General features: G+C 68.6%; 13 protein-coding genes. 8 read left to right on the top strand and 5 right to left on the bottom strand.

Annotation, left to right across the window (positions count from 1 at the left end):
- Positions 1-517: 517 nt before the first annotated feature.
- On the bottom strand, positions 518-1,156 hold the full coding sequence (locus ADL25_RS31805; protein WP_059131350.1) for a DUF402 domain-containing protein: 639 nt from the start codon (positions 1,154-1,156) through the stop codon (positions 518-520).
- Between the two features lie 366 nt (positions 1,157-1,522).
- On the opposite strand from ADL25_RS31805, the gene ADL25_RS31800 reads away from it, so the two are divergent.
- From ADL25_RS31800 to ADL25_RS31780, 6 genes are all read left to right on the top strand, one after another.
- Entirely contained in the window at positions 1,523-1,738 is a 216-nt protein-coding gene (locus tag ADL25_RS31800) for a DUF6207 family protein (protein ID WP_059131349.1), read from the top strand.
- A gap of 612 nt (positions 1,739-2,350) precedes the next feature.
- Positions 2,351-2,893, top strand: coding sequence for a hypothetical protein (locus tag ADL25_RS49955; protein ID WP_199839239.1), 543 nt, complete (start codon positions 2,351-2,353; stop codon positions 2,891-2,893).
- Complete coding sequence (locus ADL25_RS46755) at positions 2,890-4,323, top strand: zinc ribbon domain-containing protein (protein ID WP_199839238.1); 1,434 nt, start codon at positions 2,890-2,892, stop codon at positions 4,321-4,323. Before ADL25_RS49955 ends, ADL25_RS46755 begins: the two co-directional genes overlap by 4 nt.
- A 10-nt stretch (positions 4,324-4,333) precedes the next feature.
- Entirely contained in the window at positions 4,334-5,518 is a 1,185-nt protein-coding gene (locus ADL25_RS31790) for an MFS transporter (RefSeq protein WP_079050703.1), read from the top strand.
- Positions 5,519-5,894: 376 nt separating this feature from the next.
- A complete protein-coding gene (locus ADL25_RS31785) occupies positions 5,895-6,368 on the top strand; it encodes an acyl-CoA thioesterase (protein ID WP_181923247.1) in 474 nt (157 codons plus the stop codon).
- 276 nt (positions 6,369-6,644) lie between these two features.
- Entirely contained in the window at positions 6,645-7,445 is an 801-nt protein-coding gene (locus tag ADL25_RS31780; protein ID WP_059131347.1) for a crotonase/enoyl-CoA hydratase family protein, read from the top strand.
- Positions 7,446-7,757: 312 nt separating this feature from the next.
- On the opposite strand, the gene ADL25_RS31775 is transcribed toward ADL25_RS31780, so the two are convergent.
- The 4 genes from ADL25_RS31775 to ADL25_RS31760 all read right to left on the bottom strand — a co-directional run bounded on the left by ADL25_RS31775 (position 7,758) and on the right by ADL25_RS31760 (position 10,564).
- The gene (locus ADL25_RS31775) at positions 7,758-8,492 is read right to left on the bottom strand and encodes a DUF2071 domain-containing protein (protein WP_059131346.1); all 735 of its coding nucleotides are present in this window, start codon (positions 8,490-8,492) and stop codon (positions 7,758-7,760) included.
- Positions 8,489-8,821, bottom strand: a complete 333-nt coding sequence (locus ADL25_RS31770; RefSeq protein ID WP_059131345.1) for a metalloregulator ArsR/SmtB family transcription factor — start codon at positions 8,819-8,821, stop codon at positions 8,489-8,491. The genes ADL25_RS31775 and ADL25_RS31770 overlap by 4 nt, the downstream gene beginning before the upstream one ends.
- Positions 8,822-9,009: 188 nt before the next feature.
- Positions 9,010-10,230 (bottom strand): RNA polymerase sigma factor, encoded by a 1,221-nt coding sequence (locus ADL25_RS31765; RefSeq protein WP_059131344.1) that lies wholly within the window; start codon positions 10,228-10,230, stop codon positions 9,010-9,012.
- Positions 10,220-10,564, bottom strand: a complete 345-nt coding sequence (locus ADL25_RS31760) for a YciI family protein (RefSeq protein WP_059131343.1) — start codon at positions 10,562-10,564, stop codon at positions 10,220-10,222. The genes ADL25_RS31765 and ADL25_RS31760 overlap by 11 nt, the downstream gene beginning before the upstream one ends.
- A gap of 312 nt (positions 10,565-10,876) precedes the next feature.
- On the opposite strand from ADL25_RS31760, the gene ADL25_RS31755 reads away from it, so the two are divergent.
- Together ADL25_RS31755 and ADL25_RS31750 are read left to right on the top strand one after the other, a co-directional pair.
- On the top strand, positions 10,877-11,326 hold the full coding sequence (locus ADL25_RS31755; RefSeq protein WP_059131342.1) for an SRPBCC family protein: 450 nt from the start codon (positions 10,877-10,879) through the stop codon (positions 11,324-11,326).
- A gap of 61 nt (positions 11,327-11,387) precedes the next feature.
- Positions 11,388-11,888 (top strand): SRPBCC family protein, encoded by a 501-nt coding sequence (locus tag ADL25_RS31750; RefSeq protein WP_059131341.1) that lies wholly within the window; start codon positions 11,388-11,390, stop codon positions 11,886-11,888.
- The last annotated feature ends 528 nt before the right edge of the window (positions 11,889-12,416 follow it).

Raw genomic sequence — 12,416 nt, 5'->3', positions numbered from 1 at the left:
GGCCCACGGAGTCGCGAAGCGTCCCGACGACCTCACCGGCAGGGCGCCGTCGTCTTCGGACGTACGTCCGCCGATCCCGTCGGCGCCGTCCGGGTGTGCGCCGCATCGAAGGGGGACGGCCCGGGACGAGGAACCGCGGTCGGTGACGAGTTCCGGTCTCCCCCGAGTCGAGGACCGCCCGTTCGTCGGAGGGAACGGCGCTGGTGGCCTCCGGAATCCAGGACGGTCAGGAGGCGCCGATCGTGGTCGTTCTCATGATCACACTCCGTCGGTGAGTGGTTGTGGGACGTCGTCGCAAGGAACGACGCGCAGCCGGGTCGTACGTAGAGGTGCAGATGATCAGGGGAGCACTTACAAGCCGCAACAATAGTTGCAGACGCTCGCTACTTGCAAACGCGGGATACCTCATATGGACTTTGCGGTCGCATGCAAGTATCTGGGAGACGGGCGTCCTCGGCGGGCTCTCGACCGGGAGCGCGCCCGATCTCGAGGTCCGCGAAGCTCGCAAGCAACGCGGTCAGCGCCGCGGCAGGCGCGGCGCCGGCCAACCCGGCCCCCAACGCCACGATCTCCACACAGCGGCGTCACGGAACGGACCGGAGCGTTCCTCGATCATCGCGAGGGCCTGACCGCGGGCGACGTCCACGGCCCGATGCTCGGCGTCGGTGACGATCCCGAGCCGTCGCACATGGGCGTACTCGTCTTCGTCCTTCCCGTGCCAGCAGCTCAGGTCGGGAGCGACAACCAGGTCAACGGCCAGGTCAAAGGTGTCGAACCCGTCCCCCGTGCGCCGGATGGGGTGCTCGAAGTTCACGTACCAGTTACGCATCCCGGCGCTCGTATAGAAGGCGTTGAGGCTGAACCACGCCGTAGGCGGCTTCCACAGCAGCAGTTCGGTGTCCTGCCACACCCCGGCCACAAGCTCCAACTCCCCCATGGCCATCGCCTCGAAGGCCTCACAGCGCGGGAGCCGGTCACCGTCGGCACAGGCCTGGGCGTACCGCCACGGCCGGCGGAGCTCCGCGCCGGGCGCGCAGGCGGTCACCAGCGCCTCGGTGCCGTCGGCGACGACACGAAGCGCCTGCTCGCTCCATACGCGGCCGCTGCGTTGCACATCGCGTCGTACGACCGTCTCTCCAGCCTCAAAGCTGCGCACCACTCCTCCTCCGCACCGGCCCGGCGGATCCTCCGGAACGAACAGCCCACCCCATCGCCCTCCGGCGGTTCCGGGCGAGTCACCGAAGCGCGGTCCAGGGCTGCCGCCGCGCATTCGACCACGGCGGTCGGCGCCCCGCGAGCTGCGTGACCGTCAAGACGGGGGCACCAAGCCCTGGAGGTGAGATGGTCGCGCGCGTCAGGAGTACCGCGTGACCGACACCTACGAGCCGACTGCCGACAGTGCCTCCATCGGTGCCGGTCGGCCGACCGCAGAACCGCGAGTGTCCGTATCGAAGAATTCTTCGCTCCGCCAGTCGAGTGGTTGCTCGCCGCGGGAAGAACCTGTCGTCTGCCGCGGATCGTGATGTCCTTCGTGGATGTGATCAACGAGGTTCATGTGTCGGAGCCGGGTCTGGTCGTGGTCGACGTGGTGGCCGCGGACGACGCGACTGCCTTTGCGTTTCATGCGGCCCTGGCGGCGATGTGGGTGACCACCCGGATCGAGCGAACGCCCCGGGGTCCCGGGCGGTCCGGAGTGCGACTGCGCTGCTGCCTGGACATGCGCCGGCGTCCGGGCTGATACGGGCTGCGGACGGTCGGCGAGCCTCTCGGACGGGGTGCAAGGCAACGTGCGCAGCGTGAACCTTGCCGCTCGACACCACGTAATGGCCACCTGCCCGTTCGCCCGGCTCTGTCTTCCTCGAGCCATCTCGGCAGCCATGCGCCAAGCATGTGGCCAGACGGCGAACGGTCTCTCGTCCTCCCTCCGGCACGTCCCTGCCGGTTGACGCGGCAGTCAGCGCAGTGAAGATCTGCGAACTGGAAAACGCCTTCCAGGGGTGAAGGCCGGTGGTCGTGCAGTGGGCAGGACGAAGGCAATGCCCGGATCCTAGAGCTCGGCGTTCTGTTGCAATAAGGCGTTGTCAGTGGCGCCTTGTAGCTTCGGTGTTGCCGCGCCGCCCAAGCACGGACGAGTAGACACCACTGGGAGCGAAAAGGAGGTGAGTCATCGATGAGTGCAGGGCTACTTGAGGTCGCGGCCTCCTCTGATGTTCCTGCGCGCAGATTCCGCGGCAGGAACAAGAAGGAACGTTGGACGCGCGGCGAGGACACCGAGCTTGCGGTGATCCGCCTCCCCCTGGACGTACACGATCCCGGCACCCGACATCGGGTCGAGCAGTTGTACTCGGCCATGTGGTCCGTCAAGCGCGCACTGCAGCGCGACGCCCGCAAGGCGGTCGACGCGTACTGGGCTGGCGATGTCCGCCGTGAGACAGACGGGAAAGCGTGGCGTCTGGAACTCGGTCTGTCCCGGGAGGGAATGGAGCGCCGCGCCTACCGGCACATGGAAAACTCGAAGCACCTCGGCCATCACGTCACCAAAGCACTGGTAATGCACCAGGCCGACGAGGTGTTTGAGACATCGGTGAGCCGTCATCTGTTCCCGGACGCCTCCGGTCGCCGGCATGGTAGACCGATGACCGGCCGGTGGTGGGACTACACGCGCATCCCGGGCCGAGCTCGCTCCCACACCACGGCCCGTAAATGGGAGACGTTCCGCCTGCACGGCACACTTGCCGGGCACTTGGCCGCCTACCGGCACCGGAGCCTCGACCGCGCGGTGACCACCCCGGAGCAAGCCGCAATGCTCCCTCCCGACGTGCGTGTCCTTGAGCAGCCGCATCGCCTGCCCACACCCGTACGCCCTTCGGGACGATCGCAACGGGCGACGTGACACCGAAGAAACAACCGAAGACGCGTGCCGCAACCTGGTGGGACCACGCCGGGCCCCTGACCGTTGTATTCACCGGCGGCGCTGATTCGCATCAGGGCGATCTGGTCCTGCCCGTCCGGCTGCCCTCTGGCTCCGGCCGATGGCCGCGGCTGCCGCACTTCCTAGGCGACCCGGGCACCTGGCACAAGATCGACCTTGTACGCCGCCGGGACGCTTCCGCACCGGGCGGGTGGGCATACGAGGCGCACGTCACAGTCCTCTGCGTCGGGTATGCATCTGCGCAAACACGAGCCCGACGTGCGGCCGCGGCGGGGCTCGACCGTGTCGGTGGGGTCGACGGCAACGTCTCCAACCTCTCCATCGTCTCCTTCCCCTCCACATTCGACCCATCTCATGGTGACGTTGAGGCGACTCGCGTCGAACTCACCGACGATGAGCTAGCCGCCCTGGCGAAAGCCCACCGGAAGACACGCGGCCGCAACAGGGCACTCAACCGCTCCCGCAGGGCGTCTAACCCCGACCAGTACAGGCCGTCGAAGCGCCAGCAGACCAGGGCCGAGCGGCGCGCGGCCGCCGACCTCCCGGCGCGAACGCTCCAGCTCCCCAGCGGTGCCCGGAAGGCAAACAAGGCAGGTGCGCCCAAACAGGCGTACCGACGCGACAGGCTGTCTGCCGGATATCATCTCAAGCGGGCCCAGCTCGCCGAAGCAGCGGCAACCGAAGCCGAGGCGAAGGACCACCGCGCCCGACGCACCGCCGAACGCATCGTCACCCGCCACGGCGCCAACCTCATCGTCGAGGACTGCGACATTCGCACCTGGTACCGGCTGTGGGGCAAAACCCTGCAAGCCACGACACCAGGACGGCTCGTCACCGCCATAGCCCGCGAGTGCGAGAGGACCGGCGGCCGGATGCGCCGCGCCTCCACCTTCACCACGAAGCTGTCGCAGGCCTGCTTCTGCGGAGCGCGAGTCGCCAAAACCCTCGCCGACCGGATCCACCACTGCACCTCGTGCGGGCTGAATGGAAACCGGGACATGGTCTCCGCAGCCCTGGCCGCCCACGTCCAACTCGAGAATCCAGACGACCCCACCACTGCACGCCTGGACATCGTCCAGGCGCGCCAGACACACAGCTTGTTCCAGAAAGGGCTGCAAGAGGCCCTGTCGAGTCAACCGCAGCGAGGTGCCCACCCCACCCGGGGCTGCACCCGCGCGGCAGCCCCAAGCCGGAAACCCCCGGCCGAGGTCCTCTGCTCGACACAACGCCACCAACCGGTACCGGACAAACCCCGAATGAGACCCGACCCGCGAACGAGCGGCACAAGGCCCACGTCGGAACAGCCGGCTGTACGGACAACGCACCACCCAGGCGCACCCGATCCGCACAGACACCGGACGGACATCACGGAGCTACGTGATGACTCTTAGCGTCAACGGCATGACCAAGCCACCCAGCTACTCGTCCGCCGACACCGCACGCCTCCCGGACGCCCCTCCCTCGCCCGCCCTTCCTCCGCTGGTGACACGGCAGTTGCTGCTGCGCTTCCTGACGGTGATCGGCGCCTCCGCAAGCTTCTTCCTGCTGCTGTCGGTGGTGCCGCTCTACACACAGCGCAGCGGCGGCAGCCCCGGCCTCGCCACGGGCGCGTTGATGCTGGCCACAGTCGGCGGCGAGTTGGCCACTCCGCGCCTGGTGGCACGGTACGGCTACCGGGTGGCACTGGCCGCGGGGCTGGGTCTGCTCGGCATGCCCGCGCTGGTGTTGACCGCCGCGGACGGCATGGCGTGGATCGTCGCGATGTGCCTGCTGCGCGGGTTGGGCTTCGCCCTCACCGTCGTTGCCGGCGGTGCTTTGACGGCTTCCCTGATCCCGGCCGAGCGACGCGGCGAGGGACTCGCACTGGCCGGGATCGTGTCGGGTGTGCCGTCCCTGGTGGGCCTGCCGCTGGGTGTGGGGCTGGTCTCGCACGTGGGGTTCACCCCGGTGTGCGTGGCCGGCGGGGTGGCCGCCCTGGCCGCCGTCGTGGTGGTGCCGGGGCTGCCCGGGCGGGAGCGGTCCGCGGGCCGGGACGCCGGGGTCGTCGCGGGCTTGCGCAACGGGGCTCTGGGCCGGCCCACCGCGGTGTTCGCGACGACCGCGATCGGCGCCGGAATCATCGTGACGTTCCTGCCGGTCGCCGTCCCCGCCTCACTGTCCGGGCTGGTGACGGTCGCGCTCTTCGCCCAGCCCGCGATGGCCACTGTGGCCCGCTGGTTCGCCGGACGGTACGGGGACCGCCACGGCCCGGCCCGCCTGGTCCTGCCCGGACTGCTCGCGTCGTCCGCCGGTCTACTGGTGACGTCGGTGACGAGCAGTCCGGTGGCGGTGCTGGCCGGGGTCGCGGTGTTCGGGGCCGGTTTCGGGGTGGCGCAGAACGCGACGCTGACACTGATGTACGCCAGGGTGCCGGAGTCCGGGTACGGGACGGTCAGCGCGCTGTGGAACGTCGCCTACGACGGTGGGATGGGCCTGGGCGCGGTCGGCTTCGGCGCGGCGGCGGCGCACACCGGCTACCCGGCAGCCTTCGCTCTCACGGCTGCGGTGATGCTCGTCGCCCTGGTTCCGGCGTGGCGCGACCGTTGAGCGGGGCCGGCACGCCGGTGGCGCGGGTCCTCGTCGGCCTCGGGCCGCTGTCGACGGAGCGTCGCGCTGGACCGCCATCCGTCAGGACTGCTCGGCCGCCGGTTCCCAGCGGTCGGGGGTCGCCCTTTGCCGGTGTGACCAGGGTGGTCACACCGACAGGGGCGACTTGGTCATTCCATTGCGCGCCGGAAGCGAACACGCTTGATTCCAGGGTCCGACCTGAACATGAGGCCCGTACGACCGCACGACCGCGAGGAGCGCACATGCCCACCCTTGACCGCACTGACGAGAACCCGTCGCTACTGTCACGGCTGGGTGAGGGCGCTCTCGGCAACGTCGAGGCCCGATGGGCGCCGCCTCCGGGCAGGGGGCGCGCATGACCACCCTGCCCCAGTACCGGAACCCGGTCGGTGTCCACCGGACGCGAATCGAGTGGATCGACACCGATGCAGCGGGTATCTACCACAACAGCGTGATTGTTCGTTTCGTGGAGGCTGCGGAGGCCTCGCTCATGGGCGGCCTGGGTCTTCACGGCTACTTCCCGGTCGCACCCCGCGTCCACTACGAGGTGGACTTCGAGTCACCGCTCTTCTTCGGCCAGGACGTGTGCACGGTCGTGGAACTGGTACGCATCGGCACCACCTCGATGGCCTTCGACTTCGAGGTCTGGGGCCAGGAATTCCGGGAGCGGCCGTGTCGCCGGGCGGCGAGCGGCCGGTACGTGACGGCCCACAGCAACCGCGACCACCTCAACGGTGCCGCGAGCATTCCCTGGCCCGAGGAGTGGATCGCGGCACTGAGCAGGCCTGAGCGATCACGGCAGTTGCGTCCACCGTGCTGCCCGGGATGAGCGCCTCGGCAACCGCGTCACGGGCGTCGGTGACTGCTCACGGACGTCGATGACCACCTACCGGGCGTCGGTGGCCAGGTCACGGGCCAGGACCTCACGTCCGTGTTCCACAACGCTCGGGACTTCGCCGAGATGACCCGGCGCCTCCGCGAGTTCAACGTGGACTACGAGAGGGAGGCAGTTCGGCTCGCCACGGCCGAGCGCGGCGCCTCACCGCCCGCCCGCGATGCGACCCCAGTGGCGTCCGAAGAGTCTCGATATTCAACTGGAGGAGTTATGAGCTCCACGTCTGCGAACGCGGCCACGATCACCGTCGAACGGGACGGACATGTGCTGCTGATGGGCCTGAATCGGCCGGCGAAGCGCAACGCCTTCACCAGGCAGATGATCAGTGAGCTGTCGTTGGCCTACGGGCTGCTGGAGTCCGACGAGGACCTGTGGTGCGGGGTGCTGTTCGCGCACGGCGACCACTTCACGGCAGGGCTGGACATGGTCGATGTCGGCACCGATCTCGCCTCGGGCGACTTCGCCGTTCCGGAAGGTGGCCGAGATCCGTGGCGGCGGGACGGAACATGGTCCACGCCACTCGTCGCGGCGGCGCAGGGCTGGGTGATGACGGCGGGCATCGAACTGCTGCTGGCCGCCGACATCCGCGTGGTCGCCCGGGATGCCCGCTTCAGCCAACTCGAGGTCCGCCGTGGGATCTACCCCTTCGGTGGAGCCACCTTCCGCTTCCCCCGGGAGACGGGATGGGGCAACGCGATGCGCTGGATCCTGACCGGCGAGGAGTTCGACGCCGCCGAGGCCCAGCGCATCGGTCTCGTCCAGGAAGTGCTCGCCGACGGCGCCTCCGCAGTCGAGCGGGCCAAGGAGATCGCGCGGGTCATCAGCGAACGGTCCGCGCCGCTGGCCGTACGCACCACTCTCGCCTCCGCCCACCTCGCCCGCGAGTCGGGGGACGCCGCGGCGATCGCCCAGCTGCGCCCCGACCTCGCCCGGCTCAGCAGCACCGCTGACGGAGCCGAAGGCGTCAGGTCCTTCGTCGAGCGCCGCAACGCCGTCTTCACCGGCCACTGACGTGCCCACCGGCGTCCTTCAGACGACCCCTGTCGGCGCCGTTCCAGCGGACGTTGGCGGTGAACCGGATCGACTGCCGGTCGTCCTTACGGGACTTGAACAAGTTCGGGCCCGACCGATCCACAGCCCCGGTCATACAGCGTGATGCCCGGCCGGCCTGTCGCACCCAGGGTCGACCACCCGCCGGCGGTTCATCACGTGGAGCCGGGTCCAGCCGTGGGGCGAGCTCCACCGCCCGGTACGGGACCAACTGGGCATCCGAGCGGAGTTGGAGTGGTCGCTGCGCGATCGACTCGTGCAGATGCAGGCGCGTCAGTTGCCGAGTTGGGAAGCCATGGCCGGGAGTGGCCGCCAGCTGACGGGGACGCCGCGCATGACCAGAGCGCAGTCCAGGGTCGCACTCCCCGTCGGGAAGCGGTCCGGGTCGTCGAAGTAGGAGGACGCGGCGGAGCGAACCCGGCCGGGATCCACATGCCAGGCGCTGGTCCGCAGTTCCATTGCATCGAGGTGGCGGCCGGAGCCGGTGGCCGAGAATCCCTTTGCCCCGCCCCGGAAGAAGCGCGAAGCCTCGGCAAGATCGGCGAAGAGCTCACTGCCTCGCAGTTCGTCGGACAGTTCGACGGTGACATCCACCCGGGTGTCTCCATCCCGTGTCGCCAGGGCGACGCGCATCCGACCGGGCGTCTCGTGCACTTCGAAGTCGGCACGGCCGTGTTCACCAGGGAAGAGGCGGCCTCCGGCCCAGGTGTTGAACCATGAGGCCGTGTCGCGCCGTGGGATGTAGACACCGGTCTCGACACCGTCAGGTCCGTCCCATTCGACGGCGATCCGATGTGCCGCGTTCTCGCTCCGCAGTCCGAGGGCCTTGGGGGCCCAGGTGGGCCGTACATGTCCCAGGCGCAGCAGGCAGATGCCCGCGACCGCGTAGCCGTGCACCAGCTGCGGGCGCAGTGGCCCGGGGAGCAGGCGTGCCGCGACGTCCGGGGCGACTCGGTAGTTCACCAGAAGCCTGCGTTCCACGACGCTGGACAGACGCGGCTGCCTCATGATCCCTCGTTCTGCGCTGTGGGGCGCCATTTGGTGTGACGGAGCACTATCTGCTCGGGGCAGACGGCGCTGAGAAACCGACCGATGGAGTTGGCCAGACGTTCCTCGGCCAGCGCGTAGAAGATGCGGTTGCCTTCCCGTCGCTCAGTGACGAGTCCGGCCCCCTTGAGCACCCCGAGATGTCGTGAGATGGAAGGCGCACTGATTGCGAACCTGGCCGCGATCTCGCCGGCCGCGAGCTCGCCACCTCTGAGGTCCTCGAGAATCTGGCGCCTAGTCGGATCGGCGAGGGCACGGAAGGCTCCCGCCTCGTCCTGAGCTTCCGTCATCCTTGATATTTAGCATCTTGGCTAAACATCTAACAAGGGGCGTGCTACAGCCGGCACGGGTTGCGGCCGGCAGTATCTGTCCAGCCCGCATCCCGGGCCGCTCATTCGCCGACCGAACGGCTCAGCCGCAGTGGGGCGCCCGGTCGAACAGTGGGGTTGCTCCATACCGGACGGTGACGGCGACAGAGTCATGGACCTGCGGTCTTGTGCTCTGCGCGCTCGGAGGGTCTCGTCTCGGCCAGCCGTTCGGCGAGGAAGCGCTGTTCCGGCTCGGTCTGCGCGAGATCCAGTGCCCGGCGGTAGGCACGGTGGGCCTCACCATCGCGGCCGGCACGGCGCAGCAACTCGGCGCGGGTCGAGTGGAAATAGCGGTAGTGGTCGAGGTCGAGGCGGTCGAGGATGGTCAAGCCGGCTTCCGGCCCGTCGATCTCTGCCACCGCGATGGCCCGGTTCATCTCGACGATCGCGGAGCGGGTCTGTCGGGCAAGCCTTTCGTACAGGGCCGCGATCTGGCGCCAGTCGCGGGGCTGGTACAGATGCAGGTCGGCAATGGCCGCCTGGAGCAGGTAGGGCCCGGTGCGCCTCCGGGTCATGGCCCGCCTCAGCAGCGCGCGCCCCTCGTCGATCTGCTGTGTGTCCCACAGGCTGCGGTCCTGGTCGTCGAGGGGAACGAGTTCCCCGTCGCGCAGACGGGCCGCCTTGCGTGCGTCGTGCAGCAGCATCAGCGCCAGCAGAGCGAGTACTTCGGGTTCGTCCGGCATCAGGTCGGCAAGCGGCCGACCGAGGTGGATAGCTTCCGCGGCGAGGTCGACACGGCCGCCGCCCCAGCCCTGGTTGAAGATCAGGTACACCACGGAGAGGACCGCCGCCAGCCGGTCGGGCAGTTGGTGATCGGGCGGCACGGTGAAGGGGATGCCCGCATCACGGATCTTGTGCTTCGCCCTGGTCAGTCGCTTGCTCATGGTCTCGAACGAAACGAGGAACGCAAGCGCGATCTCATCGGTGGACAGGCCGCCGAGGGTGCGCAGGGTGAGCGCCACCTGCGCCTCGAGGGCGAGCGCCGGATGACAGCAGGTGAAGATCAGTTCCAGTCGCTCGTCCGGGATGGAGACGGTGTCGTCCATGAGCGGCTCCGGTGGCTGTGGCCCGGTCTCGATGTCGCGGGCGAGCAGCTTCGTCTTGGCGGCCAGGACCTGCCGACGGCGCAGCTGGTCGACGGCACGGCGACGAGCGGTCGTGACGAGCCAGCCGGTGGGGTTGGCCGGTTCCCCGTCGCGTGGCCAGCGTTCGGCGGCGACGGCGAAGGCGTCGGCGGCGGCTTCCTCGGCCAGTTCGATGTCACCGAGGACCCCGACCAGGGTGGCCAGCACGCGACCCCACTGGTCACGGAAGACGGCGTCAAGCGCCACGGAAGTGTCCGGCGAGGACGGGCCGCACCTCGATCGCGGTACCGGGCCTGGTCTCCTGGAGCATTCCCTCGGCGATGGCGAGTGCCCGGTCCAGGTTGTCGGCCTCGATCAGGATCAGGCCGGCCAGGTACTCCTTGCTGTCGATGAACGGACCGTCGGTCAGCAGCATCCGTCCCTCGTCATTGCGCAGGGTGGTGGCCGACTCGTGGGTGTGCAGCCGTGCCCAGCCGGTGACGTCCGGCTGGTCGAACAGGGCGGCAAGGGCACCTGGGATCGGGCGCGTTGCCCGGTCCGTGTCCTCCGCCGGGGTGTAGGCCAAGAACGCGTACTGCATGAGTCCTCCTGTCACCGGTCGGTGCCTCGTCAAGTATCAGACGAACGGCATCGCCGTGGACGGACAGCGGACACCCACCGATCTTTTTTTCAGCGTGTTGTCCGTCCGGGACTCGGCCGTTCGTCACTGCTGCAGAGCCGCTGATGAAGAGGCGGCGAGGACGCGGGAGGAACGCATGACGAACGCCCGTTCCCCGTCCGCCACGACCCCGACCACGATCCGGACGTGCCGGGGTTGGGCCTGATCGCGATCGCGCCCTCCCGCACCGCTCCGGCCCAATTCTCACTGTCATCCGACCGAAGGGACCGCAAAATGCCCGACATCCTGCACCGCGTGAGCATCGACGCCCCGCCGCAGCGGGTCCACGACCTCATCGCCGGCACCGACGGCATCGCCCGCTGGTGGACCGGGCGGCCGCTTACCGGTGAACACACCATCGGATCCAGCTTCGGTGTCCACTTCGGCGACGCCGAGCAACCCGCCGCCGTCATGCAGGTCCTGGCCGACACCCCGGACCAGGTGGTGTGGCGGGTAACCGACGGCCCCGACACCTGGACCGACACTCTGATCACCTTCACGCTCCGCCCCAGCGGCCACAACAGCACGACGCTTCTCTTCACCCACGCCAACTGGCGACAGGCCGGCGAGTTCATGAGTGGGTGCAGCACCAACTGGGGCTCCTACCTCACCAGCCTCAAGACCGGTGCCGAGAGCGACACGTTCGCCGCCTACCCCGCCGGAGAGATCAGCCGCTGGAACTGAGCTCAGCCCCTGAGAGGGCGTCGTTGTCGGACCGACAGACCCGAACGACCCAGGAGAACCCATGACCACCGAACCGACCCTCGGTCCGAACGCCGCACGTCTCGAGCGCACGTACGGCGCACCGTCAGAGCTGCTGTGGGAGCTCTGTACGACCGCCGCCGGTCTCGAGGAGTGGTGGACCACAGACGGCTTCGGAACGCGGGTGATCGCGCTCGAGCTCAAACCCGGCGGTCAGCTGAGGTACACCATGACCGCGACCGCGCCGGAACAGGTCGCGTTTCTGCGCAACGCCGGGATGCCTCTCTCGAGCGAGTTGCGCAAGACGTTCACCGAGGTCGTCCACCCGAGTCGCCTCGCCTTTCTGACACTGATCGACTTCGTGCCCGGGCATGAGCCCTATGAGCACCTGACAACCGTCGACATCGAACCGGCGGGCGACCTCACAAGGCTGACCATGACGGTCGATCCTCTCCACGACGAAACCTGGACGCAGCAGCACCGCGCCCATCGCACCGCGGAACTCGACAACCTCGACGCGGCGATCAGGCGGCGCACCACGTGATCGCACATGAGCGAAGTCGACGTGAGCGATCCGACCGCTCCCCGACCGCCTGACCTGCCGAAGACGTCCCTCACGCTGGCGTGACCGCAGTGGTCACACCAGCGTGAGGTACCCGATAATTCCAATTTGCCCCGGAAGCGCGGATGCTCGATTTATCCGGTTTCGACCAGAACAGTTGCCGTTCGGGTTGAACCACACGCGCCAAGGTTCCGGATGGCCTTCTGCGCGATGCGCCTCAGCCGCCGAAACAGGAAGTGCGGCCTGTGACGGCGGGCTGAGACGCCACGTGGCCCTTTCCACTCCACCCGGAGCGGGAAGGGCCACGTGCGTTCAAGGAGGTCACCCGGCTCTGCCACGGGGCGGCCGTGATCTCCGCACAGGGGATTCCTCTGGGGCGGGACCGACCGACGCAGACCCTCTTGACCTTGATATCCGCGTGGCGGTCGCGCATCACGGACCCGGCACTGTGTCGGTCGCCAGAGTGCAGGTGCCCGGCATCACGGGGCTCCGCGTCGTCGACGCCTCGGT

This window comes from Streptomyces sp. NRRL F-5122 (assembly GCF_001507435.1).
Classification (GTDB): domain Bacteria; phylum Actinomycetota; class Actinomycetes; order Streptomycetales; family Streptomycetaceae; genus Streptomyces; species Streptomyces lannensis.
The sequence above is the reverse complement of the archived record's forward strand: the minus strand, read 5'-3'. Positions and strand labels throughout refer to the sequence as shown.

What these genes read in the sequence shown, in the direction of transcription:
- ADL25_RS31800 (WP_059131349.1), top strand. Translation starts at nt 1,523, where the DNA reads ATGTCCTTCGTGGATGTGATCAACGAGGTTCATGTGTCGGAGCCGGGT.
- ADL25_RS49955 (WP_199839239.1), top strand. Translation starts at nt 2,351, where the DNA reads ATGTGGTCCGTCAAGCGCGCACTGCAGCGCGACGCCCGCAAGGCGGTC.
- ADL25_RS31790 (WP_079050703.1), top strand. Translation starts at nt 4,334, where the DNA reads ATGACCAAGCCACCCAGCTACTCGTCCGCCGACACCGCACGCCTCCCG.
- ADL25_RS31785 (WP_181923247.1), top strand. Translation starts at nt 5,895, where the DNA reads ATGACCACCCTGCCCCAGTACCGGAACCCGGTCGGTGTCCACCGGACG.
- ADL25_RS31780 (WP_059131347.1), top strand. Translation starts at nt 6,645, where the DNA reads ATGAGCTCCACGTCTGCGAACGCGGCCACGATCACCGTCGAACGGGAC.
- ADL25_RS31775 (WP_059131346.1), bottom strand. Translation starts at nt 8,492, where the DNA reads ATGAGGCAGCCGCGTCTGTCCAGCGTCGTGGAACGCAGGCTTCTGGTG.
- ADL25_RS31770 (WP_059131345.1), bottom strand. Translation starts at nt 8,821, where the DNA reads ATGACGGAAGCTCAGGACGAGGCGGGAGCCTTCCGTGCCCTCGCCGAT.
- ADL25_RS31760 (WP_059131343.1), bottom strand. Translation starts at nt 10,564, where the DNA reads ATGCAGTACGCGTTCTTGGCCTACACCCCGGCGGAGGACACGGACCGG.
- ADL25_RS31755 (WP_059131342.1), top strand. Translation starts at nt 10,877, where the DNA reads ATGCCCGACATCCTGCACCGCGTGAGCATCGACGCCCCGCCGCAGCGG.
- ADL25_RS31750 (WP_059131341.1), top strand. Translation starts at nt 11,388, where the DNA reads ATGACCACCGAACCGACCCTCGGTCCGAACGCCGCACGTCTCGAGCGC.